Raw genomic sequence first — 23084 nt, forward strand, 5'->3', positions numbered from 1 at the left:
CGGCATACGAGATGCGGCCCAGGGTATTGATGATCTTCCAGGCGCCGCCTTGGGACGGTGTGCGGGCGCGGCCGAACAGGAACAGGGCGCAGGCGACGATCAGGGCCAGGGCGATGCGGCTGCGGTAGTCGACGGCCAGGGCCAGCAGGACGGGCACGGCGGCCATGGCCATGAGCACGGTCATGGCGCCCGGTTTGCGGGCCGGGTCGCTGGCCCACCAGGCCAGCATGCCCAAACCATAACTACCGAAGAAATACGGCGCCCAGTTATCCCAGTCCGCATCGAGATTGAAATACAGCAGGGAAAAGGTGATGCCCACGGTAACGGCCAGCGGCATCAGCCAGTGTCCGCGCCGCTGGCCCGCCAAGCGGCCGCCCAGCCACAGCAGCGATACCGTCAGCAGGTACAGCTGGAAATCGATGGCCACGTACCAGGCGCCGGCCGACAGCGACTCATAACCCAGCACGCCGTGCAGCAGCAAAGCGTGGGCGCTCAGCTGCCCCAGGGTGACGGCGGCCGACATGGAATCGTGTTGCATCCAGACGCCGGCCACCGGGGTAATCACTGCGGCGAGCAAGGTAGCGGCCAGGAAAGGCGGCGCCAGCTTGGCATAGCGGCGCCAGATCGCTTGCAGAGGGTTGGCAATGCCGGGGCGGCCGGCGGGAGAGAGCGATTTGGCGACGAGAAAGCCGCCGATGACGAGGAACACTTGCACGGCGATGCGCGCGCTGCCGCCCAGCCAGCCCAGCAACTCGGGCCACAGGGGCTGCACGTAGTCGGACATGGGGCCGTAAAACGCCAGATGATGCAATACGATCAGCTGCGCCGCACCCGCCTTCAAACCATTGATCCAGCCAAACTGCGGACGATTTTCCAGGTCCGCCTGTGATACTGCTGCTGCCGTCATTCCTATTCCTTGCCGTGCCAGGTAGTCTCGCCAGCCATGCGCGCAACAGGCGCGCGGCCGAGGATTTACCGAAAGGCCGACATAATAGCCGAGCCCGGCACTTCGGTGACGCGCGGCAGACGACCGAGATCAATCCTTGCGCGACAAATCGGCACGCAACAGGGTCTGGATCACGCTGCCGCCCTGCTCGTTCGCGCGCACCGCGACCGCCATGGACGGCATGACGAACAGCACGCCATCCTGATCGCTCCAGGTATCGACCAGTTGCTCCAGCTCGCGCCCCAGCGACTTCGGCCGCCCGATCTGCCGGGCCAGCTGCGCCTCGCACTTGCCGTCATAGCCGACGCGGCGCGGGCACTCATCGATGCGCACAAACGGCATCTTGCTCTCGCGCAAGCGTGCGGACAATTGCGCGGCCACCGCCGCCGGTGCGCCATCGAGATACAAATGGTAAGACGGCACACGGCAGCATCTCCCGGACAACAACAGCAAGCCGACCTTAGCGCCAAAAGCGGCCGCGTGGGCTACCGGCACGTAAGCAAACGGCGGCGCGTCGCCGCCCCACACAAAAGTCTTGCGTTGCTCGGCCGCGTCCGCCCCGCGCCAGCCGCGCAGGCAGGCGACGTTGTCGGCGGCAAAACAGGTGCGGTAGCCCGTCTGATCGCTGATAAACAATTGCTCCACCGGATTGCGCGCGCCGGCAGCCTCCGGTGCAACGCCGTCGGGTCGTACTTCCCAGCTGCCCGCGCCGTTCTTGTGCCATGCCAGCGCCGTGCGCGACCAGGCCCATAGCCGCTCGTATGGGTGGAATTGGTAGGTGGGCGCGTCCGCCAGGTAACTTCTCGGCAACGGAATCGGGTCGCGCCGCTTGGCGTCCGCATCGACCACCAGCACCACGGACGGCGCATACTCGCTGTCGACAAACGCAAATGATGTCCCATCGGGCGAAATGGCCGCCAGGACTTGGGCATGCAGGTCGCCATCGCTTTCTGGCGGACTGGGCAGCACAGTGGTTTTCGGGGGCAAGCCACGCAACAGGAAACCGGGGCGCTGGTCGCCGGGAAAATAGCGCACGCCGGGGGACAATGGAAAACCATGCGTGTACGTCTCGGTGCCCCGGTAGCCGTCTTTCGACGCCGCGATCTTCTCGACCACGGCCTTGCCCGCTTGCTCGTGGACCAGCGCCAGCACGCTGTCATCGTCAGGCAATCTGACGAAATAGACGGGCTGGGCGAAATCGGTCCAGCGTTCGATGCCATCGGTGTCCTTGACGACGACTTTATCGCTATGGATCAGCCGCATGGAATTGTTGTGCGTGGACATCAGGGAGCCGCCACCCTGGCGGTACTCGACCGACAAGGCGGCAAACCGCCCGTACGTGTCGGCCTTGGTCACCTTTTCGTCGCGCCGCAGCACAGCGGCATATTCGCCCGTGGCCGGCTCCGTGTAAGGCCAGCAGCCAGTCAGCAGTACGAAAACGGTGGCGCAGCACCAGCGATACCGTGCAGGAATTCTCATGCGTGATCAACCTTTCAGCTTGAGACTGCACTCCAGTGCTGCAAATTCGGCAATCTTGCAGGCATTCTACGGCAGATTCAGGGCTGATTCGCTTGCGGCTGCGCCAGGATGGCGTCGAGCAAGCCGGGAAAACGGCTTTCGATATCGGCGCGGCGCAGGGTGTTCATGTGCGTCGTGCCCGCGTTTTCCGTGTAGACGAGGCCCGCTTCGCGCAAGACCTTGAAATGGTGGGAGACGGTCGATTTCGGCCGCCCGCCGTCCAGATCGCCGCAAGCGGCCGCGTCGACTCTGGCCAGGTGGCGCACGATGTCGAGGCGAATGGAATCGCTCAAGGCGTACAGCACTCTTTCGAGGACGAATTCGCTGGCGGGAGGATGTTTGTGTGGACGCATGTGCAGAATCATACAGCATGCGCTATACTAATTCCATTCTTCGAATATTTACGAACTACCGAATCAGCATTCACCCACATTTCCACCAACAAACACAAAGGCCACCATGTCCGCCCTCTTCCAGCCCTACACCCTCAAAGACATCACCCTGCGCAACCGCATCGCCGTGCCGCCCATGTGCCAGTACATGGCCGTCGATGGCCAGGCCAACGACTGGCATCTGTCGCACTACGCGGGCATGGCCCGTGGCGGCGCCGGCCTGGTGATCGTCGAAGCGACGGCCGTGGCGCCCGAAGGCCGCATCACCCCCGGCTGCACCGGCATCTGGAACGATGACCTGGCGCAAGCCTTCGTGCCTGTCGTGAAAGCCATCAAGGCGGCCGGCTCCGTGCCCGGCATCCAGATCGCCCACGCGGGCCGCAAGGCCAGCGCCAACCGACCATGGGAAGGCGACGATCACATTCCTGAAGGCGACGCGCGCGGCTGGCAAACCATTGCCCCGTCCGCCATCGCCTTTGGCGGCGGCCTGCCGAAAGTGCCGCGCGCCATGGACCTCGACGATATCGCCCGCGTGAAACAGAACTTCGTCGACGCGGCCGTGCGCGCCCGCGAAGTGGGCTTTGAATGGCTGGAGCTGCACTTTGCCCACGGCTACCTGGCGCAAAGCTTCTTTTCCGCCCATTCGAACCAGCGCGACGATATCTATGGCGGCAGCCTGGAAAACCGCAGCCGCTTCCTGTTGGAAACCTTAAAAGCCGTGCGCGAAGTGTGGCCCGAACACCTGCCGTTGACGATACGCTTCGGCGTGCTGGAATTTGACGGCCGCGACGAGCAAACCCTGCTCGAATCGATCGGCCTCGTGCGCCAGTTCAAGGATGCGGGCATGGACATGCTCAGCGTCAGCATGGGTTTTACCATTCCCGACGTGTCGATTCCATGGGGCCCCGCCTTCATGGGCCCGATTGCCGAACGCGTGCGCCGCGAAGCGGGCGTGCCCGTCTCGTCCGCCTGGGGCTTCGGCACGCCGGCGATTGCCGAGCGCGTCGTCAAGGACGAGCAGCTCGACGTGGTGATGGTGGGCAAGGCGCACCTGGCCAATCCGCACTGGGCATACTTTGCCGCCAAGGAACTCGGCGTGGAACGCGCCTCGTGGACCCTGCCGGCGCCGTACGCGCACTGGCTCGAGCGCTATTGATCGTCCTTGACCGTTGCCGGATGCCCCTCCAGGGGCAGTTCCGGCAGGAACAACAGGAAGACCAGTCCCAATAGCAGCAGCACGGCGCCGGCGCCAAACACGCTGGCGATCGCATGACGGTACACGTCCACCGTCTGCGCCGCTTGCGCGCCCAGCGCCGAGACGGCTTCCACGCCATGCTTGTGCAGCTGGTGCGCGAGGATGGCGCCAGACGCCGTCACGCCCAGCAAGCCGCCCAGCGAGCGGAAAAACGCCAGCATGGCCGTGCCCACGCCGCGGCGCGCCAGGGGCAAGGCATTTTGCACGGCGATCGTCATGTTCGGCATCACCAGCCCCAGCCCCGTGCCGAGGAAAAAGATGGCCGGTTCGATGATCCAGTAGCCGCGCGACGTTTCCATGCCCCAGGCCAGCACGGCAAACGCCAGCAGCGCCACGGCCAATCCCGCCACCTGCACCATCTTGTACTTGCCCGAGCGCGACAGCACCCGGCCATTGAAGATCGACGACGCCACCAGTCCCACCATCATCGGCACCGTCATTACGCCGGATTGCGCCGGACTGGTGCCCATCACCAGCTGGAAAAACAGGGGAAAGAAGACGCTGGCGCCCATCAGCCCCATGAAGGTCACGGCCATCACCAGGCTGGCGATATTGAAGGTGCGGTTTTCGAACAGGTCGGGCGGCAGCACGGGTTCATCCACCTTGCCCACGTGCACCGCCAGCCAGATACCCAGCAGCACGGCAATGCCGCCGCACACCTTGATGGCCAGCGCATCCCACGGCCACTCGGTGCCGCCCAGCGCCAGCACCAGCAGGGCCGCCGTGATGGCGCCCGTCAGCAAGGCCGAGCCCAGATAATCGATCTTGTGCGCATGCGTGCGCGCCGGTTTGCGCATGGCGCGCGCGATGATGACAAAGGCGGCGACGCCAATGGGCAGGTTGACATAGAAAATCCAGTGCCACGACAAGGCATCCGTGATGACGCCGCCCAGCACGGGACCGAGCACGCTGGTGACGGCATACACGATGGGCACCATGCCTTGCCGCTTGCCCCGCTCGGCCGGCGGCACGATGTCGCCGATGATGATTTGCGCCAGCGGCATGAAGCCGCCCGCACCGAGGCCCTGGATGGCGCGGAAGATGATCAGTTCCGTCATGTTCTGCGCCAGCCCGCACAGCACGGAACCGAGCAAGAAGGTCAGCAGGGCCGTGAAGATCATGGGGCGGCGGCCGTACTGGTCGGCCAGCTTGCCGTACAGGGGCATGGTGGCCGTCGAGGCCAGCACATACGCCGTCACCACCCACGACAGATGCGCCATGCCGCCCAGGTCATCGACGATGCGCGGCAAGGCCGTGGCGACGATGCTCTGGTCCAGCGCGCCGAGGCCCAGCACGGCCATCAGGCCCAGGTAGATGGCGCGCACTTCGCGCTCGGTGACGGTTTTGGCCGCGCTTTTTTCTGCGCCGGCGGCTTGATCGTGGCGGCTCATGCTTGCCCGATCTCAAGCAGCGGCTGCATGGCCGCTTCCAGTGCATCGATCTGCTGCGGCGTCAGACGGGCAATGCGCTGCGCCAGCGCATCTCGGCGCCTCGCACGCAGGGTTTCAAGTATCGCCAGGCCTTGCGCGGACACCTGCAGCCCCGAGCGGCGCCGGTCTTGCGGATCGGGCGCGCCGCGCTCGACCAGCCCCGCCTCTTCGAGCGACTTGACCTGCGCGCTGACGGTCGGCCCGCGCACGTTCTGCAGGCGCGCCAGCGCGGCCACGCCGATGCCGGGCTGCTCGTGGATCAGGGCCAGCAGCATGTATTGCATCATCGACACGCTGCCTTCCAGCTCGCCCCCTTCGCGCTGCATCGAACGCAGCAGACGCTTGAACGCCGTGCGCAATTCATCGGACAGCGCCAGCGCGCGTTCGGGGATGGGAAGTTCTTCAGTAGTGGGCATGGGAATATATAAATAGGTAGGCTACCTATTCATATTAGGCCGTACCTAGGCACAGCGCAAGGCTTTTTTCCATCCCTGCCCTTCCCAAAACCGCCGTTGGCCGTCATAATAGCCGCCCTTGGGTCGTTAGCTCAGCTGGTAGAGCAGCGGACTTTTAATCCGTTGGTCGCAGGTTCGAATCCCGCACGGCCTACCAAGAATTTGCACTACGCTGACTTGCCGCCATGGCAAGCCACGTACCGCACAGTGTTACCGCAGTAAGTAGTCAAAGTTTTTGGGTCGTTAGCTCAGCTGGTAGAGCAGCGGACTTTTAATCCGTTGGTCGCAGGTTCGAATCCCGCACGGCCTACCAAATACTTCAGAGAAGCCAACCGTTCGCGGTTGGCTTTTTTGTTTTCCGGTCCATTCCTGGCCCACTGAGCATCCCCATACAGCAAGACTGATTTTTGCTGTTTGATCAGAAAATCCCAAGCTGGACATGGGCACAAACGACCGCCTTTTCGTCCGTTTTGACCTGCTCGACCGTCCGCACGGCACGGCTGCCGATCGCGTATGCTGCGCCATAGATTGATTTTTTGATTACGGTCAAGGCGATACAAAAAACACTCATGGACAAATTCAATCAGTACCGTGTTTTCACACAAGTGGCTGAAATGGGAAGTTTCATCAAAGCTGCCAATGCGCTGGGCATACCGAGGGCCTCCATCTCCGCCGCCATACAGCAGCTTGAATTGGGGATTGGCACGCGCCTATTGCATCGCACCACGAGACAAGTACAACTGACAGCGGATGGCATGCTCCTGCTCGAGCGCGTTCGTTCGCTTCTCGCGGATGCGGAAGATATCGATCAACTTTTTCATGTGCGGCACAGCAAGATTTCAGGGCGGCTCTGCGTGGATGCCCCCAGCCGAATCGGGCGCAGGCTGATCGCTCCGGCACTGCCCGGCTTTTTGCGCGCCTATCCCCGGCTGGAATTGATATTGAGTTCCTCTGACCGTGCGATCGACATGGTGCAGGAAGGCGTGGACTGTGCCGTGCGCGTCGGGACGTTGCAGGACAGCAGTATCGTCGCGCGTCCTCTGGGGCATATCGCACTGATCAATTGTGCCAGTCCAGGCTATATACGCGAGCACAGTGTGCCGACAACGCCAGATGATTTGAACAAAGGGCACTGGACGGTTGGATATGCCTCCGGCACTGCCGCGAAAGAGTCTCCCTGGGAGTATCTGGATGCGGGGCGCAAACGATCACTGTCAATTCCCAGCCGGGTGATCGTTAACAACGCCGAAAATTATATTGCCTGCTGTGTGGCGGGAGTGGGATTGATCCAGATTCCTCGTTTCGACGTGCAACACCTGCTCGACAGCGGCGAACTCATTGAAGTCATGCCGGAGTTCCGCGCGGCGTCCATGCCGGTGTCGCTCGTTTTCTCGCACCGCAAGCAACTGTCGCGCAGGCTGAATGTATTTTTCGACTGGTTCGAAGCGCTAATGCGGCCACATCTCGAACCATGAAAGGCAGCGACGCGGGCGTGGTTAACTGTGGCCTGGCCGGTCACGATTGGGGTGTTTTTCTGGACAATCCATCCAGCCCGGCGTAGCTGATCTTCCATTGGATGCTGCTTATACTCGAGCCTTCAAATACGTATCCAAGGAGATCGACATGACTGACCATTGCATCAAAGGCAAGACCGTCCTCATCGCCGGAGGAGGCAAGAACCTCGGGGGACTGATCGCCCGCGACCTGGCGCAGCAAGGCGCCAAGGCTGTGGCCGTCCACTACAACAGCGCAGCCAGCAAGGCCGATGCCGAGGCAACCGTGGCCGCAGTCCAGGCCGCAGGCGCACAAGCCGTCGCAATCCAGGCCAACCTGACGACGGCCGGAGCCGTCGAGAAGCTGTTCGCCGACGCCATTGCCGCGGTCGGCAATCTGGACATCGCGATTAACACCGTTGGAAAGGTGCTGAAGAAGCCGATCACGGAGATCAGCGAAGCCGAATACGACGAAATGACAGCGGTCAACTCCAAGACCGCTTTCTTCTTTCTCAAGGAGGCCGGCAAGAACCTCAACGACAATGGCAAGATTTGCACCGTGGTCACCTCGCTGCTGGGCGCATTCACGCCCTTCTACGCCGCGTACGCCGGCACCAAGGCGCCAGTGGAACACTACACCCGTGCGGCGTCCAAGGAGTTCGGTGCGCGCGGCATCTCGGTGACGGCGGTCGGACCAGGTCCGATGGACACGCCGTTTTTCTATCCCGCCGAAGGCGATGACGCGGTGGCGTACCACAAGACGGCCGCGGCACTCTCCGGGTTCAGCAAGACCGGCCTCACCGATATCCATGACGTGGTCCCGTTCATCCGTCACCTGGTCAGCGATGGTTGGTGGATCACCGGTCAGACCATCCTGATCAATGGCGGCTACACCACAAAATAAGCTTCTGGCGCGGATCCTTCCCCATACCTCCCCGGCGTCACACCCATCACTCGCTTGAACATGGCGATGAAGGCGCTGACGTTGTCGTAGCCCAGGTCCAGCGCAATCGTCGTGACTGGCTGGCCGGCGGCCAATAGTTCCAGGGCATGCAGGATGCGGGCGCGCTGACGCCAGGCGGAAGGCGTAAAGCCTGTCTCGGCCGTGAAGCGGCGCACCAGGGTCCGCGGTGATACGCCGGCCCAGACGGCCAGCGCTTCCACGCCCCGCTCGTCGGCCAGGTCATCGAGGATGGCGCGCGCCACGCGCAGCAGGCGGGGGTCCGTGGGCAGGGGCAGACCGAAGGGCTCGTGCGGTGCGGCGGCGATTTCGTCGAGGATCACGCCCGCGATCCGTTCCTGCCGCACGTCGAGCGCGCCATCGTCCCAGGTGCTGGCGCGGTCCACCGCTTCGCGCAGCAGGCCCGAGACGCGCATCACGCACGGCGCGGCGGGCAAGCTGGCGCAACTGGCCTCGTCCACATACACGCTCCAGCCAGCAAACGGTCCATGCGAACGCAGCGCATGGACGTGATGGGGCGGCATCCACACGCAGTGGCTGGCGGGCACCACCCACTGCCCCCTGTCGGCAGCGATGGAAAGCAAGCCCCGCATGGCGCCGAACAACTGGCCGCTGGCGTGGCGGTGCGCCGCCGTCACCCTCTCCTGCGGCTGGGTAATGCGCATGGCGCGCAGCGGCAGCGATGGCGACAAGATTGGCGGATTTGACGTATCGAATGACATAAACAACGCAGGCAAGACAATCCGGCCATCATACAGTGGAGTCTCTTACTATTTCAGGAGTTCACCATGCGTGCAGAAGACGTATTGTCCGATCAACAAAACCAGGGCCAGTTCAACGGCGTCACCGTACGCAAAGGCACGGTGGGCGCCATCCTCACCAATGCCAGGCTATGGCTGGACGAGAACAGCAGCATCGCCGAACGGAGCATCGCCGAACGCGACATTGTCGACGCCCTGCCCGCCCTGCACGCGCTGGGCCTGTTCGATATACTGCAAGTGCGCGATGCGGCGCTGCGCGAACTGGTGGCCGCCCCCGCCGCGTGAGCGGGCTGACTCGTCCAAGGCGCGCATTTCCTCTATCATGCTGCTTTGCCCGCCTTCGTACCCGCCATGCCGTTTACCATTGCCGCCCCCGTCCACAGCGAATTGATCATCAAGAAAAGCCGTTTCATCGGTTGCGTGCAGCCGATGACGGACCGCGCCAGCGCGCAGCAGGTGGTCAATGATTTGAAGGCGCAGCATCCGGGCGCCTGCCATGTGTGCTGGGCGCTGCTGGCGGGCGGGCAGTCGGCAGCCGTCGATGATGGCGAACCGAGCGGCACGGCCGGGCGGCCCATGCTCGACGTGCTGCGCCACCAGGACCTGGAAGGCGTGCTGGCGACCGTCGTGCGTTACTTTGGCGGGATCAAGCTGGGCGCGGGCGGCCTGGTGCGCGCCTACACGGACAGCGTGGCGCAGGCACTGCTGCAGGCGGAAAAGACGGCCATCGTGCGCCAGCGTACCCTGCGCTGCACGGTGCCGTATGCGATGGAAGGCATGCTGCGCCGCGAACTCGATGGCGCCGGCTCCACCTTGCTGAACGTGGAACACGGCGAGCACGTGCTGTTCGACTTCAGCCTGCCTGAAACGGCGGCCACCGCCCTGCTGGCCCATCTGCATGAGGCGGGCAATGGACGGATTGCCTGGCTGAAAGTGGAAGCCGAAGAGGAAGAATAAAACTTACAAGTTAGGCGGGCGCTTAATCTGCAGCAAGATGAAATGCGTCCACGCCAGCGCCGGCAGCACCAGCAACAACAGCATCAGTCCGGCCGGCATGTCCGGCACGAAGCGCACGAAGCAGCCGAGAAAACCGGCGATGGCCAGCCAGAAACGCCAGTTGAACGCGTATGCCTTGCGCGCCACGGTCGCCAGCGCGATGCGCCAGAATTCCAGCAAGGCCCACAGACCGCCCGTCAGCAGCAGCGCGGCCAGGGCGTTGGCGCCGGGAGCGTCAGCCCAGGTGCGCACCAGGTTGTACAGCAGCACGGGATAGCCGGCCGTAATGGCCAGGGTGGCCGGACCGGCGGCGATGACAGCTTCAAACAGCTGCCCTTTGGAACGATGATCCACTGATACTCCTCAAGCCACGACGCCGGAATGGGCGGCGATCACTTGCAGCGCGCCGGCCCCATCCTGCGCCCAGACGCGCGTAAAACGGAAGTCACCATGCGTTTCCACATCGTGATAGGTGCCCGTTAGCTGCATGCGCACGGAGACGACGGCCACGTTGCCATTGATGCGCACATGGCGCTCGGACGCGCGCAAGTCCGTGATGGCCAGCAGGCGCTGCTCGTGCGCGGCCAGGTCCGCATGCTTGCTCAGCAAATGGCCCAGGTGATTCGTAAACAGCAAGTCATCGGCCAGCAAGGCATTCAGCGCGGCCACGTCGGAAGCCATCATGGCCAGGCGCAAGCGCTCTTCCGCATCGAGCACTTGTACTTCAGTTAATGCATTCATCTTCTTCCTATCAAATAGTCTGGCGCATCTTAGCAAACGGGAAAAGCATGCTGGCACGAAATAGCTAAATTCACAATCAGCCACAAGGCTTATACCTGTGAAGCATATTTATATAGCGTAATATTCGCAGCGGTATTGCGCAAAACGCCACCATAGTACTGTACAGTGCTTGCCCTTCCGCCCCGGGCTGGGGCAGCTGTCAGTTGTAGTACTGTTTTATGTGCTCCGTGCAGTCTCGAATAAAACCAAGATAAGGCCCCTTCATGGCAATTAACATCATCCTGAACCTGCTCGTTGCGTTGCTCGTCTTCGCTTTCATGTTCCACCAGCAACGCAAACACGCGACGTTTACCGTGCGCGTCTTCACGGGCCTGGGCCTGGGCGTGCTGCTCGGCGCGGCCGTGCAGTGGCTGTACGGCGCCGGCTCGCCCATCATCGCGGGCACCAATGAATACATCGACATCGTCGGCAGCGGCTACGTAAAGTTGCTGCAGATGATCATCATGCCGCTGATCATGGTCTCCATCATTTCCGCCATCCTGAAACTCAAGGATGCGAGCTCGCTGGGCAAGATCAGCGCGCTGACCATCGGCACCCTGCTCATCACCACGACCGTTGCCGCCGCGCTGGGCATTTTGATGGCCAAGCTGTTCGGCCTGACGGCTGTCGGCCTGACGTCGAGCGCCGCCGAAGTGGCGCGCGGCGTGCAGCTGCAAGGCTCGCTGGAAACGGCGAAAGCCCTGTCCTTGCCAAAACTGCTGGTCAGCTTCGTGCCGACCAACCCCTTCCTCGACATGACGGGCGCCCGCAAGACGTCGACCATCGCCGTGGTCGTGTTCTCGATCTTCATCGGCATTTCGGCCACGGGCATCGCGGCGAAAAAGCCGGAGATTTTCGCCTCGTTCGAGCACTTCATGAAAGTGGCGCACGCCATCGTCATGCGCATGGTCACCCTGGTGCTGCGCCTGACGCCGTACGGCGTGTTCGCGCTGATGTTTGAAGTGGTGGCCTCGTCGAGCTACACGGACATCTTGAAATTGATCAACTTCGTCGTCGCCTCGTACAGCGCGCTGATATTGATGTTCCTCGTGCACCTGGCCATCATCGCCGGCGTGGGGCTGAACCCGCTGCGCTTCGTGAAAAAAGTCTTCCCCGTGCTGGCCTTCGCATTCACGTCACGCACCAGCGCAGGCTCGATTCCAATGAGCGTGCAGACGCAAACCCAGCGCCTGGGCACGCCGGAAGGCATCGCCAACTTCGCCGCCTCGTTCGGCTCGACCATCGGCCAGAACGGCTGCGCCGGTATCTATCCGGCCATGCTGGCCGTCATGATCGCCCCGACCGTCGGCGTCGACCCTTTCACGGTCAGCTTCCTGCTGCCGCTGCTGGCCATCATCACCATCGGTTCCGTCGGCGTGGCCGGCGTGGGCGGCGGTGCCACGTTTGCCGCCCTGATCGTGCTGTCGGCGATGGACTTGCCCGTCGCGCTGGCCGGTTTGCTGATCTCCGTCGAACCGCTGATCGACATGGGCCGCACGGCCCTGAACGTGAGCGGCTCGATCACGGCCGGCACCGTCACCAGCCGGGTCATGGGACAGACCGACCTGGCCGTCTACAACAGCGAAGACGCGCCGGACTTGGACGAAGCGGAACACGCCGCCTAAACAGCTATCCAGCGGCGCGCCGCGCCTTGCCGCTTTCGTCTATATTTATTAGCAATAAATACGGAGGAAGGCGCAAGGCGATGGAACAGAAATGGCCGCAGCAAATCTGGATCGTGCGTCACGGCCAAAGTGCCGGCAACGTGGCGCGCGATGCCGCCGAAGCGGAAAAGCAGTTGTTGATCGCCATCGCCGAGCGCGATGTCGACGTCCCCCTCTCCGAGCTTGGTACCCGCCAGGCGCAAGCCCTGGGCGACTGGTTCGCCACCCTCCCCCCTGAACAACGACCGACCGTCGTGCTGTATTCGCCGTACGTGCGTGCCCAGCAGACGGCGCAAGCCGTGCTGGCGCGCATCGATGCGGACAGCCTGGGCGCCGTGGTGGCCGACGAGCGCCTGCGCGAAAAGGAATTCGGCATCCTCGACCGCCTGACCGTGCACGGCATCGCCAGCAAATACCCGGAACTTCACGAACAGCGCCAGCACGTCGGCAAGTTTTACTTCCGTCCGCCGGGCGGCGAAAGCTGGTGCGACGTGATCCTGCGCCTGCGCAGCGTGCTCGACACCATCACCCGCGAATACAGGGGAGAACGGGTGCTGATCGTCGGCCACCAGGTCATCGTCAATTGCTTCCGCTACCTGCTGGAACGCTGCGACGAGCAAGCCATCCTGGCCATCGACAAGGCGGCCGACGTGCCCAACTGCGGCGTCACTTCCTATGCTTTCAATCCCGCCCTGGGCAAGCACGGCAAGCTGCAGCTGGACCTGTGCAACTTCGTCGCGCCACTGGAAGAATCGGGCACACCCGTCACGGCCCAGCCCGACATGCCGGCCGCGCCCAAATCCTAGTTTTTTCGGAGGCCATGCATGGACACCGCCGACATCACCCCTACCCTGCTGCGCTCCTGGCCCCTGCCCATGCCGCAGCCCGATGGCGACAAGGAAGTGCGCGGCCATTTGCTGATCGTCGCCGGCTCGGCCGAGATGCCGGGCGCCATCCTGCTAGCCGCCACGGCAGCGCTGCGCGCAGGTGCAGGCAAGCTGACCCTGGCGACGGGCGCGTCGGTGGCGGCGCAAGTGGCCATCGCCATGCCCGAGGCGCGGGTCATCGGCCTGGACGAAACGGCGCTGGGCGGTTTCCGGCAGGAAGCGCAACACCAGCTGGCGCAGCTGGCCGGCAAGGTGGACGCCGTGCTCGTCGGGCCAGGCATGTGCGACACGGCCGCCAGCTGCGAGCTGATGCGCCATTTGCTGCCCCTGTTTGCGAATAGCCGTCTGATCCTGGACGCCTGCGCCATGCAGGTCGTGCGCAAGCCCGCGCACTTCCGCTTCGACCAGCCCGTGCTGCTGACGCCGCATGCGGGCGAGCTGGCCCAGTTGATGGGCCTGTCGAAAGACGCCGTGCTGGCCGACCCGCATGCCTGCGCCATGGACGCGGCGCGGCGCTGGAACGCCATCGTCGCCCTGAAAGGCGCGCTGACCGTCATCGCCATGCCCGATGGCACCAGCTGGACGCATGCGGGCGGCAATATCGGCCTGGCCATTTCCGGTTCCGGCGACACCCTGGCCGGCATCATCACGGGCCTGGCCGCGCGCGGCGCGCCGTTGCAGCAGGCCTGCGCCTGGGGCATCGCCCTGCATGCGCTGGCGGGCGAACAGCTGGCGCTGCGCTTCGGCATCCTCGGCTACCTGGCGCGCGAAATCCCGGCCGAGATACCCGCCCTGCTGCGCAATCTGGCGGCATAAAAACAACAGCATAAGCATATCCAGAAAGAATCGTTAGCGCCGGCGGGCGCCTCCCTTAAGCTCATTGCAACTGTTTCCATACGAACACTAATCGAGCCCAAAGGACACCGCCTTGTATCCGCGCCATTCAACCGCCACGCCTTCTCTTCCCGCTACCCCGCTGCGCGTCATCGTGCTGGCCTGCGCCATGCTGGGCACCGCTCCCGCCTGGGCACAGGACGCGCAGATCACCACCGGCAACGCCACTGAAACGGCCAGCGCCAGCATCGACCAGGTCACCGTCGTCGGTTCGCGCGTGCGCAACCGCACGGTGTTCGACAGCAGCGTGCCCATCGACCGCTTCGGCGCGCGCGAAGTGAGCAATGCGCTGTCGACGGGCGACGTGGGCGCGGCCCTGCAAAACCTGTCGCCGTCGATCAACTTCCCCCGCATCGAGTCGAGCGGCGCGTCGGACTCCGTGCGCGGCATCCAGCTGCGGGGACTGGCACCCGACCAGGTGCTGGTGCTGATCAACGGCAAGCGCCGCCACACGAGCGCCGTGCTCGACACGGAAAGCAGCTTCGCCGGCACCGTGCCGGTCGACATCAATGCGATTCCGCCCAACGCCATCGACCACATCGAAATCCTGCGCGACGGCGCCGGCGCCCAGTACGGCAGCGACGCCGTAGCGGGTGTCATCAACATCGTGTTGAAAAAGGCCCGCACGGGCGGCGCCGCGTCCATCAGCTACGGCGCCAACCACACGCATTTCGAGCCGACCGATCAAACCCTGACGGATGGCCAGACCGTCATCGTCAACGCCGACTATGGCGTGCCGCTGGGCGAGGCGGGTTTCTTCCGCTTCGGCGCGGAAACGCGACGCCGCTCGCCCACGGAACGGGCCGGCCCCAGCGACGCGGGCTGGACGTCCTATAACTTCACGCCAGCCGACCAGGCGCTCGACGGCAAGGTCGTGTTCAAGTCGGGCGACTCGCGCCAACGCAACAACTATTTGTTCTACAACACCCAGCTCACCCTGGCCAACGGCCTCGACCTGTACTCGTTCGCTACCCTCAACGAACGCAAATCGGACGGCAGCGCCTACTTCCGCTATCCGGGCGACCCGTCGAACGTACCGGCTCTGTATCCGAACGGCTACCGCCCCGTCACCAACGGCGACAAGCGCGACCTCAGCATCGTGGCCGGCGTGCGCGGCAGCGCGGGCGAGTGGAACTGGGACGCCAGCGCGCGCCACGGCAGCGACCGCTTTGACTACGGCGTGAGCCATTCCGTCAACGCCTCGCTGGGCGCGGCCAGCCCCACGCGTTTCGACTTGGCCGGCTTCGACTTCCGCCAGAACGCCTTGAATATCGATGCCACGCGCAGCATCGACATCGGCTTGCCCGCCCCCTTGAGCGTGGCCGTGGGCGCGGAATGGATGCGCGAAACCTACACCAGCTCGGCCGGCGATCCTGCCTCGTATGCGGCCGGCAGTTTTACCGGCGCGCCACCGGGCGCGCAGGCGGGACCGGGCTTGCGTCCGTCGGACGCCTACGACGGCAGCCGGCAAATCCGCTCCGTGTATGCGGACGTCGAAAGCGACCTCACGCCGCGCCTGCTGGTGGGCGCCGCCGCCCGCTATTCCCACTACAGCGACTTCGGCAGCGCCAGCACGGGCAAGCTGTCCACGCGCTATAAAGTGACGGATAATTTCCTCGTGCGCGGCTCGCTGTCGAACAGCTTCCGCGCACCGGCCCTCGTACAGACGGGTTTCCGCTTCGCCACACTGAACTTCAACGCCGATGGCACGGCCCTGCAAACGGCGGCCCTGCTGCCGGCCAGCGACCCGCTGGCGCGCAGCTTCGGCGCACAACAGCTGAAACCTGAAAAATCCACCAACGTCTCGCTGGGCCTGGCCTGGAAACCGGCCGCCGCCACCAGCGTGACGGTGGACGCCTACGTGATCCGCATCCGCGACCGCATCACGCGCTCGAGCGACTTGCAAAGCGACGCCGTCACGGCCTACCTGGCCACAAATGGCCGCAGCGACATCCAGTCCGTGGCCTACCTGGCCAATTTGCTCGACACCGCTACCCGCGGCCTGGACGTGGTGCTGAACCACGACCTGGCGTTCACGTCAGGCAAACTGAACCTCAACGCGGCGCTGAACCTGAACAAGACCAGCCTCGACAAGGTGCATCAAACTTCCACTGCGCTGGCCAATATCGATCCGAGTCTGACCCTGCTGACGGAGACGAGTTTGTTCCGCATCAAACATGCGTCCCCCAACAGCAAATTGATACTCGGCGCCGACTGGCAGGCGGCCGGCTGGGGCGTCCAGGCACGCGCCACGCGCTTTGGCGAGCTGAAAGATTTTTCGTACGACAGCGATGCGCCGCTGATCGACGGCATCCCCGCACAGCGTTTCGGCGCCGTCTGGTCGCTGGACCTGGAAGGCCAGCTGAAACTGAGCAAGCAACTGACCTTGAGCGTGGGCGGCAACAACATCCTCGACCGCTATCCGCAGCGCGTGCGGGAAACGAATAACGCCACGTATGGCGGCGCCCTGCCCTACAATTTCATCAACCCCATCGGCGTCAATGGCGCGTACTTTTACGCCAAGCTGAACTACACCTTCTAAGGCCACGGAAAGACCCCATGATCATCAAGAAAATCTCCCACCTCGTCGCCGGCGCCTGCCTGAGCGCCCTCATGCTGTCCGCCGCCCAGGCTGCCGCACCGCTGGTGCTGATGACGGACTTCGGCACGGCCGATGGCGCCGTGTCCGCCATGCATGGCGTGGCCTATGGCGTCGATCCCCAGCTGACCATTTCGGACCTGACGCACCAGATTCCCGACTACGACATCTGGCTGGGCGCCTACCGTTTGTACCAGACGGCCAATTACTGGCCGCAAGGCACGGTCTTTGTGTCCGTCATCGACCCGGGCGTGGGGACCAACCGCAAGTCGGTGGTGCTGAAAACCAAGGGCGGACGCTATTTCGTGGGACCGGACAATGGCCTGTTTACCCTGATCGCCGAGCGCGACGGCGTAGCCGAACTGCGCGAAATCGATGAAAAGGTCAACCGCCTGGCCGGCTCCGCCGAGTCGTACACTTTCCATGGCCGCGACGTGTACGCGTATGTCGGCGCGCGCCTGGCGTCGGGCGCCATCAGCTATGAACAGGTGGGCCCGCAATTACCAAGCGAATCCGTGGTGAAAATCGCGTATCAGAAACCTGTACGCGACGGCAATACCATCCGCGGCATCGTGCCCGTGCTGGACGTGAAATACGGCAATGTGTGGACGAACATCCCGAAATCGCTGCTCGATGAATTGCAGGTGAAACTGCACGATCCGCTGCAAGTGCGCATCCTGCACAAGGGCAAGCAAGTGGCCAAGGTCACGGCCCCGTTCGAGCACACGTTTGGCGGCGTGGCCAAGGGCAAACCCCTCGTCTACCTGAACAGCCTGCTCGACGTGGCCGTCGCCATCAGCCAGGGCGACTTTGCCGCCAAACACCACGTCGAATCGGGCGTGGATTGGGAAGTGGAAGTGAGCAAGGCTTCATCGTCGAAATAAGCATGGCTCGCGGCCAGGGCACACAGTCCTGGCCGTTTCAAAGTTGTCTACTACAGGTTTGCGCTACGTCAAACCAAGCGCTTTCCGCCCCCCGTCAGCACCGATCATTTGTAACTGCGGCGAACCTGCGCCCGCCCACCCACTCTAAATTTTGCAAGTGATGCCAGCCTTGCCCCAGATACACAATCTGGCAAAGCACGCGTTTCCTCGACAGCCTTCCACCTAAAAGGAACAATCATGACGGCTCCACTCCTGACCACCAGCAAGCTCGTCCTCGGTAGCGCCATCCTCTGTGCGCTGCTGGGCGGATGTAACAAGCGCACCGATACCGACACTGGCACCGGTGCCACCACCTCGCCGAACACCACGAACCCGGCAACCACGCCCGGCACCAGCGGGACCAGCGGGACCAGCGGCACATCGGGCGCCACGACGCCGGACACCACCACGCCAGGCATGACGCCGGGCACCACCAACCCCGATGGCACGACGACGCCGACCACGCCACCGAACGGCACCACGCCGGGAACGGGAACCGGTACAGGGACTGGTACGGGGACAGGAACGGGGACCGGAGGGACGGGGACGGGCACTGGAGGTACCGGAGGTACCGGCACGGGCACGACGCCGCCGCGCAGCAGTTAAGCCCAGGCCAAAAAAAGAGCCTTCCGAGGAAGGCTCTTGCAATACCACGGCGCAGCATAAGCTGGCCTTGGTCCGGTATTACTTTTGCAGGCTGACCGACGCCGCTTTCGGCGTGCGGCGTCCCATCAGGAACAGCACGGCCTTCTTCAGCATGCGGTAGACGAAGCGCACCATCAGCAGGGTCAGCACGCACTCGAGCAAGGTCAATATCATGGCAAAAGCCACGGGCATGCGTGCGGCGCGGCGGTGGAACTTGGCCACGGCGCCATCGCGCGCGATCTCGATGCTGTCATAGAAGGTCGGCACGACCAGCAGGGTGAGAATCGTCGAGGTGATGGTGCCGCCGATGATGGCGATCGCCAATGGACGGTAGAACTCGCCACCCTCGCCCAGGCCCAGCGCCACGGGGAACATGCCGGCGATCAGCGCGAACGTCGTCATCAGGATCGGACGCAGACGCATGCGACCCGCATACATCAGCGCGTCTTCGCGGCCATGGCCCTCTTCCTCGCGCTTGCGCGCCGCGTCCAGCAGCAGGATGGCGTTCTTGGCGACCAGGCCCATCAGCATGATGATGCCGATAAAGCTCATCAGGTTGAGCGTATTGTTCGTGATCACCAGCGCCACCACCACGCCGATCAAACTGAGCGGCAAGGACATCATCACGGCCACCGGCGCCGTGAATGAACCAAACTGCATCACCAGGATCAAATACATCAGGCCGATACCCATCACCAGCGCGATCAGCATTTCCGTGAACAGCTCTTGCTGATCCTGACCGGCGCCGCCCAGCGCCAGGCCGTAGCCGGGCGGGAAGTCGATGGAGTTGGCCAGTTTCATGGCGTCGCTCGTCACTTCGCCATTCGAGCGGCCTTGCGCATTGGCCGACACGGTGATCGTACGCTTGCCATTCTTGTGCTCGATACCGGACGGGCCCTTGCCCATGGTAATGGTGGCGATCTGGTCGAGCGGCACCATTTGCGACGTGCCCGTCACGCTGATCGGCAGACGCTCGATGTTTTCCGACGCCACGCGGTCGTCGGGATGCAGGCGCACGGCCACGTCCCGCGTCTCGCCCGTCGGATCGACCCAGTCGCCCACTTCCACGCCGGCAAAGGCCACGCGCAACGATTGCGCCGCGTCGTTGACGGAAATGCCCATCGAGTTGGCCAGGCCACGGTTGAGCTCAATCTGCAGCTCGTTCTTCGGGTCCTGCTCGGACAGGCCCACGTCGACGGCGCCAGGAATGGCGCGCAGCTTGTCCATGTAGGCGTTGGTAATTTCCATCAGTTTGCGCGAATCCGGGCCCGTGAATTCCACCTGGATCGGCTTTTGCGAACCGTTGCTCAAGTCATCCTGCACCACGTATTCGGCGCCCACCAGGCGCGACATCTTCTCGCGCAGCTCGACCGCGATTTCCTTGGCCGAACGCTTGCGGGTGTTGCGCTTGCCGATGTCGACATACACACGTCCTCCGCCCGCATTGATGGAGCTGTTGGTATCCTTGGTTTCAGGCAAGGTACGGGCCAGGACGGCCGCCGCTTCCAGTTTCAAACGCGAATACTCGATGCTGCTCGACGATGGCGTGCGCACATTGATCATCAGGTTGCCCGAATCGGATGCAGGCAGGAAACTCGTGCCGCCATGCGTAGCGTGCAGAACGATGGCGCCCACCAGGCTGCCGAAGGCAATGACGGCCATCCAGCGGCGGTGATGCAAGGCCCAGGCGATCACGCGGCCATAGCGGTCGGCCTGGTGGTCGAACCAGTGGTTGAATCTTTCCAGCACGCGGCCGATGCCTTTTTTCGGCGCCGAGTGTTCCTCGACCGGGTCGCCCCAGTAGGCCGACAGCATGGGGTCGAGCGTAAACGAGATGCCCAGGCTGACGAGCACCGAGCACGTCACCGTCAAGGCAAACGGACGGAACCATTCGCCGGAGATTCCCGGCATGAAGGCCACGGGAATGAAGACGGCGATGATGGAGAAGGTCGTGGCAGCCACGGCCATGCCGATCTCGGCCGTGCCTTCCAGCGCGGCCGTGCGACGGTCCTTGCCCATCTGCATGTGGCGCACGATGTTTTCACGCACGACGATGGCGTCATCGATCAGCACGCCAATGGCCAGCGACAGGCCCAGCAGGGTCATGAAGTTCAGGGTAAAGCCGCACAGCCACACGGCAATAAAGGCGGCAATGACGGACGTGGGCAGGCTCAGCGCCGTGATCAGGGTCGAACGCCACGAGTTCAAAAAGGCGTAGACGACGAAGATCGTCAGCACGGCGCCCAGCACCAGCGATTCGATCACATTGTTCAGGCTATGCTGGGCGTTTTCGCCGCCGTCGCGCGTCACCTGCAACAAAGTGCCCTTCGGCAAGGTCTTGTTGATTTCCGCCACCATGTCGCGGATCTTGTTGGCCACGCTGACGGTGGAAGCGTCGCGCACGCGGGTGATGGAAATGCCCACGTTGGGCTTGCCGCTGCGCATGCTCAGGCTGTTGACTTCCGCAAAGCCATCCTCGATGGTGGCCACTTGCGCCAGGCGCACGATTTCCTCGCCGCGGCGCTTGATCACCACTTTCTCGAAGTCGCTCGGCGACTCGATGCGTCCCACGAGGCGGATGCTTTTCTCGTCCAGGGTGCCGCGCACCTTGCCCACGGGGGCGTTCGTGTTCTGGTTGCGCAAGGCGGTCACGACGTCGCTGACGGACACATTGTATTCACGCAATTTTTCCGCCCGCAGCAGCACGGACAGTTCGCGCTTGAGCGAACCGCCCACGTTGACCAGCGCCACGCCATCGACGGTGCGGAAGCGGTCCGACAGCACGTCTTCGGCCAGGCGCGAAATTTCCGCATGGCTTTGTGAATTCGACGACAGCGCCAGTTGCATGATGGGCTCGGCGGCCGGGTCGATGCGCTGCAAGATGGGCTCGCGCATTTCCGTCGGCAACTTGTAGCGCACGGCGGCAATCGCATTGCGGATATTGTCGGACGCTTCGATCAAATTGGTATTGAAGGAAAACTTCAGGAAGATGCTGGCCGAACCTTCATTCGAATCGCTGTTGACTTCGGTCACGCCGGAAATGCTTTGCAGCGACTTTTCCAGGCGGTTCACCACTTCGCGCTCGACCGTGTCAGGCGAGGCGCCAGGGTAAGGAATGCTGACGACGATGAAAGGCACTTCGACGTCCGGATTCTGGTTGACGCGCAGTTTCTTGAGCGCCAGCAAGCCGACGCACATCATCGCCAGGATCAGGACGATGGTGGCGGTGGGCCGCTTGATACTGAAATCGGAAAGGAACATGGCTTAGTTTCCTTTACCGGCAATGGCGGCGCTGCTGCTGGCCACGGCGGCGGCGGGCACGGCCTTGGCTGCCGTCAGCTCCACTTTCTGCCCATCCTTGAAGGTCGAACCGGGCGTGCGCAGCACGGTGTCGCCGCTGGCCAGGCCGCTTTGCACTTCCCACTGGCCCGTGCGCACGTCGCGCGCGCCGATGCGCAAATTGACTTTATGCAAAGCCTTGTCCTTGACTTTCCACGTGTACGTGACGTCGCCCGCCTTCACCAGGGCCGAATCGGGGATCATCAGCGCGCTGACGGTTTCCGTCTCGATGCGCCCTTCCGCGTACAGGCCCGCCACGCGCGGCTGTTCCCTGTCGTTGAAATCGACCAGCACAGCCACCTGGCGCGTAACGGCGTTGGCGGCAGGATCGACTCGGCGTACCTTGCCCGCGAAATCCTGGCCCGGGTAGCCATTGATGCGGAACAGCACGGGCTGGCCCACCTTGACGACGCCGATCTTGTCAGCCGACACCAGGCCTTCGAGGCGCATGCTGGTCGGATCGATGACCTTGATCAATTCCTTGCCGATTTGCGCCGTATCGCCATTCGATACCTTGCGCTCGCTCACGATGCCGTCGAACGGCGCGCGCACGAGGGTGCGCTGCAGCTGCTGGCGGGCCTGGGCGGCGCGGCTTTTCGCTGCGGACAGATCGCTTTGCGCATTGTTGCGGCGGATTTCCGCGTCTTCCAGCGCCTGCGTCGACGTCATGCCCGAAGCGCGCAGGGTTTTCATGCGCTGGAACATGCGTTCGGACTGTTCCAGCACCTGGCTCGAGGCGCGGCTGGCTTCCTCGGCCGAATTGAGGCTGTCGCGGATGGCCGTTTCGTCCAGGCGCACGAGCACGTCGCCCCGTTTGACGATTTCACCGTTTTCCTTCAGCACCTGGATCACCACGGCCGACACTTCGGCGCGCAAGTCCGCATTGCGCTCGGGCTGCACGGAACCGGTGATGACAGGGCCCGACGCCAGCGCATTGCTCTGGATGGTCAGCAGGTCTTCCGGGGAAACGAGCAGATTGACGGCGGCGCCCGCCTGTTCCTTGCCATCCTTGCCGCCCTTGCCGGGATCTTTGGACTCTTTGCCACAGGCGGCCAAGGCAGAAGCGATTGCCAGAACAAACAGGGTTTTGCGCAACATGGGTATTTCTCCGGATAGATAGCGCCACGACCGTCCCGGCGGCCCGGA

At 63.4% G+C, this 23084-nt stretch carries 21 protein-coding genes and 2 tRNA genes; 13 read left to right on the forward strand and 10 right to left on the reverse strand.

What is annotated here, in order from left to right; translation table 11 throughout:
• From ASN89_RS22890 to ASN89_RS22900, 3 genes are all read right to left on the reverse strand, one after another.
• Positions 1–907 (reverse strand): acyltransferase family protein (locus ASN89_RS22890; protein WP_058050885.1); only part of this gene is annotated, 907 nt, incomplete at its 3' end.
• Positions 908–1036: 129 nt separating this feature from the next.
• The gene (locus tag ASN89_RS22895) at positions 1037–2425 is read right to left on the reverse strand and encodes a hypothetical protein (RefSeq protein ID WP_058050886.1); all 1389 of its coding nucleotides are present in this window, start codon (positions 2423–2425) and stop codon (positions 1037–1039) included.
• Positions 2426–2502: 77 nt separating this feature from the next.
• On the reverse strand, positions 2503–2817 hold the full coding sequence (locus ASN89_RS22900) for an ArsR/SmtB family transcription factor (RefSeq protein ID WP_034759577.1): 315 nt from the start codon (positions 2815–2817) through the stop codon (positions 2503–2505).
• Between the two features lie 106 nt (positions 2818–2923).
• Between ASN89_RS22900 and ASN89_RS22905 the strand changes: the two genes are divergently transcribed.
• Entirely contained in the window at positions 2924–4012 is a 1089-nt protein-coding gene (locus tag ASN89_RS22905) for an NADH:flavin oxidoreductase/NADH oxidase (RefSeq protein ID WP_046682317.1), read from the forward strand.
• On the opposite strand, the gene ASN89_RS22910 is transcribed toward ASN89_RS22905, so the two are convergent.
• A complete protein-coding gene (locus tag ASN89_RS22910) occupies positions 4006–5502 on the reverse strand; it encodes an MDR family MFS transporter (RefSeq protein ID WP_058050887.1) in 1497 nt (498 codons plus the stop codon). The two genes, ASN89_RS22905 and ASN89_RS22910, sit on opposite strands and share 7 nt — an antisense overlap.
• Positions 5499–5957 carry a MarR family winged helix-turn-helix transcriptional regulator gene (locus tag ASN89_RS22915; protein WP_046682315.1) on the reverse strand — a complete coding sequence of 153 codons (459 nt, stop codon included), beginning with the start codon at positions 5955–5957 and terminating at the stop codon, positions 5499–5501. Before ASN89_RS22915 ends, ASN89_RS22910 begins: the two co-directional genes overlap by 4 nt.
• Positions 5958–6077: 120 nt before the next feature.
• Here ASN89_RS22915 and ASN89_RS22920 point away from each other — a divergent pair.
• The 4 genes from ASN89_RS22920 to ASN89_RS22935 all read left to right on the forward strand — a co-directional run bounded on the left by ASN89_RS22920 (position 6078) and on the right by ASN89_RS22935 (position 8393).
• Positions 6078–6153, forward strand: a tRNA-Lys gene (locus ASN89_RS22920).
• 80 nt (positions 6154–6233) lie between these two features.
• Positions 6234–6309 (forward strand) — tRNA-Lys (locus ASN89_RS22925).
• Positions 6310–6565: 256 nt separating this feature from the next.
• Positions 6566–7471, forward strand: a complete 906-nt coding sequence (locus ASN89_RS22930; protein WP_058050888.1) for a LysR family transcriptional regulator — start codon at positions 6566–6568, stop codon at positions 7469–7471.
• A 148-nt stretch (positions 7472–7619) separates the two neighbouring features.
• Entirely contained in the window at positions 7620–8393 is a 774-nt protein-coding gene (locus ASN89_RS22935; protein ID WP_058050889.1) for an SDR family oxidoreductase, read from the forward strand.
• Here ASN89_RS22935 and ASN89_RS22940 read toward each other — a convergent pair.
• The gene (locus tag ASN89_RS22940) at positions 8378–9145 is read right to left on the reverse strand and encodes an AraC family transcriptional regulator (RefSeq protein ID WP_414842525.1); all 768 of its coding nucleotides are present in this window, start codon (positions 9143–9145) and stop codon (positions 8378–8380) included. The genes ASN89_RS22935 and ASN89_RS22940 overlap by 16 nt on opposite strands.
• Positions 9146–9238: 93 nt before the next feature.
• Between ASN89_RS22940 and ASN89_RS22945 the strand changes: the two genes are divergently transcribed.
• Together ASN89_RS22945 and ASN89_RS22950 are read left to right on the forward strand one after the other, a co-directional pair.
• Entirely contained in the window at positions 9239–9496 is a 258-nt protein-coding gene (locus ASN89_RS22945) for a hypothetical protein (RefSeq protein ID WP_058050890.1), read from the forward strand.
• A 66-nt stretch (positions 9497–9562) separates the two neighbouring features.
• Positions 9563–10168: an IMPACT family protein gene (locus tag ASN89_RS22950; protein WP_058050899.1), complete on the forward strand. Its 606-nt coding sequence runs from the start codon at positions 9563–9565 to the stop codon at positions 10166–10168.
• 3 nt (positions 10169–10171) lie between these two features.
• Here ASN89_RS22950 and ASN89_RS22955 read toward each other — a convergent pair whose 3' ends face one another.
• Together ASN89_RS22955 and ASN89_RS22960 are read right to left on the reverse strand one after the other, a co-directional pair.
• Positions 10172–10561: a hypothetical protein gene (locus ASN89_RS22955; RefSeq protein ID WP_058050891.1), complete on the reverse strand. Its 390-nt coding sequence runs from the start codon at positions 10559–10561 to the stop codon at positions 10172–10174.
• 9 nt (positions 10562–10570) lie between these two features.
• On the reverse strand, positions 10571–10948 hold the full coding sequence (locus ASN89_RS22960) for a nuclear transport factor 2 family protein (RefSeq protein ID WP_058050892.1): 378 nt from the start codon (positions 10946–10948) through the stop codon (positions 10571–10573).
• 263 nt (positions 10949–11211) lie between these two features.
• Between ASN89_RS22960 and ASN89_RS22965 the strand changes: the two genes are divergently transcribed.
• From ASN89_RS22965 to ASN89_RS28790, 6 genes are all read left to right on the forward strand, one after another.
• Positions 11212–12612, forward strand: a complete 1401-nt coding sequence (locus ASN89_RS22965) for an L-cystine transporter (protein ID WP_058050893.1) — start codon at positions 11212–11214, stop codon at positions 12610–12612.
• 80 nt (positions 12613–12692) lie between these two features.
• The gene (locus ASN89_RS22970) at positions 12693–13457 is read left to right on the forward strand and encodes a histidine phosphatase family protein (protein WP_058050894.1); all 765 of its coding nucleotides are present in this window, start codon (positions 12693–12695) and stop codon (positions 13455–13457) included.
• Positions 13458–13475: 18 nt separating this feature from the next.
• A complete protein-coding gene (locus ASN89_RS22975; protein ID WP_058050895.1) occupies positions 13476–14354 on the forward strand; it encodes an NAD(P)H-hydrate dehydratase in 879 nt (292 codons plus the stop codon).
• Positions 14355–14466: 112 nt separating this feature from the next.
• Positions 14467–16974: a TonB-dependent receptor plug domain-containing protein gene (locus ASN89_RS22980; RefSeq protein ID WP_058050896.1), complete on the forward strand. Its 2508-nt coding sequence runs from the start codon at positions 14467–14469 to the stop codon at positions 16972–16974.
• A 17-nt stretch (positions 16975–16991) separates the two neighbouring features.
• Entirely contained in the window at positions 16992–17915 is a 924-nt protein-coding gene (locus ASN89_RS22985) for an S-adenosyl-l-methionine hydroxide adenosyltransferase family protein (RefSeq protein ID WP_082654712.1), read from the forward strand.
• Between the two features lie 237 nt (positions 17916–18152).
• A complete protein-coding gene (locus ASN89_RS28790; protein WP_152988661.1) occupies positions 18153–18560 on the forward strand; it encodes a hypothetical protein in 408 nt (135 codons plus the stop codon).
• Positions 18561–18638: 78 nt separating this feature from the next.
• Here ASN89_RS28790 and ASN89_RS22990 read toward each other — a convergent pair whose 3' ends face one another.
• Together ASN89_RS22990 and ASN89_RS22995 are read right to left on the reverse strand one after the other, a co-directional pair.
• A complete protein-coding gene (locus tag ASN89_RS22990; protein WP_046682308.1) occupies positions 18639–21860 on the reverse strand; it encodes an efflux RND transporter permease subunit in 3222 nt (1073 codons plus the stop codon).
• A gap of 3 nt (positions 21861–21863) precedes the next feature.
• Positions 21864–23036: an efflux RND transporter periplasmic adaptor subunit gene (locus ASN89_RS22995; protein WP_058050897.1), complete on the reverse strand. Its 1173-nt coding sequence runs from the start codon at positions 23034–23036 to the stop codon at positions 21864–21866.
• Between the last annotated feature and the right edge of the window lie 48 nt (positions 23037–23084).

It is taken from the genome of Janthinobacterium sp. Ant5-2-1 (assembly GCF_001445815.1).
GTDB classification, from domain to species: Bacteria; Pseudomonadota; Gammaproteobacteria; order Burkholderiales; family Burkholderiaceae_D; genus Janthinobacterium; species Janthinobacterium lividum_E.

Bases quoted from the DNA above. Each gene is read 5' to 3' on its own strand.
- ASN89_RS22990 (WP_046682308.1), bottom strand. From the start codon at position 21,860: ATGTTCCTTTCCGATTTCAGTATCAAGCGGCCCACCGCCACCATCGTC.
- ASN89_RS22970 (WP_058050894.1), top strand. From the start codon at position 12,693: ATGGAACAGAAATGGCCGCAGCAAATCTGGATCGTGCGTCACGGCCAA.
- ASN89_RS22965 (WP_058050893.1), top strand. From the start codon at position 11,212: ATGGCAATTAACATCATCCTGAACCTGCTCGTTGCGTTGCTCGTCTTC.
- ASN89_RS22995 (WP_058050897.1), bottom strand. From the start codon at position 23,036: ATGTTGCGCAAAACCCTGTTTGTTCTGGCAATCGCTTCTGCCTTGGCC.
- ASN89_RS22960 (WP_058050892.1), bottom strand. From the start codon at position 10,948: ATGAATGCATTAACTGAAGTACAAGTGCTCGATGCGGAAGAGCGCTTG.
- ASN89_RS22930 (WP_058050888.1), top strand. From the start codon at position 6,566: ATGGACAAATTCAATCAGTACCGTGTTTTCACACAAGTGGCTGAAATG.
- ASN89_RS22950 (WP_058050899.1), top strand. From the start codon at position 9,563: ATGCCGTTTACCATTGCCGCCCCCGTCCACAGCGAATTGATCATCAAG.
- ASN89_RS28790 (WP_152988661.1), top strand. From the start codon at position 18,153: ATGACGGCTCCACTCCTGACCACCAGCAAGCTCGTCCTCGGTAGCGCC.
- ASN89_RS22915 (WP_046682315.1), bottom strand. From the start codon at position 5,957: ATGCCCACTACTGAAGAACTTCCCATCCCCGAACGCGCGCTGGCGCTG.
- ASN89_RS22985 (WP_082654712.1), top strand. From the start codon at position 16,992: ATGATCATCAAGAAAATCTCCCACCTCGTCGCCGGCGCCTGCCTGAGC.
- ASN89_RS22905 (WP_046682317.1), top strand. From the start codon at position 2,924: ATGTCCGCCCTCTTCCAGCCCTACACCCTCAAAGACATCACCCTGCGC.
- ASN89_RS22935 (WP_058050889.1), top strand. From the start codon at position 7,620: ATGACTGACCATTGCATCAAAGGCAAGACCGTCCTCATCGCCGGAGGA.
- ASN89_RS22945 (WP_058050890.1), top strand. From the start codon at position 9,239: ATGCGTGCAGAAGACGTATTGTCCGATCAACAAAACCAGGGCCAGTTC.
- ASN89_RS22900 (WP_034759577.1), bottom strand. From the start codon at position 2,817: ATGCGTCCACACAAACATCCTCCCGCCAGCGAATTCGTCCTCGAAAGA.
- ASN89_RS22910 (WP_058050887.1), bottom strand. From the start codon at position 5,502: ATGAGCCGCCACGATCAAGCCGCCGGCGCAGAAAAAAGCGCGGCCAAA.
- ASN89_RS22975 (WP_058050895.1), top strand. From the start codon at position 13,476: ATGGACACCGCCGACATCACCCCTACCCTGCTGCGCTCCTGGCCCCTG.
- ASN89_RS22895 (WP_058050886.1), bottom strand. From the start codon at position 2,425: ATGAGAATTCCTGCACGGTATCGCTGGTGCTGCGCCACCGTTTTCGTA.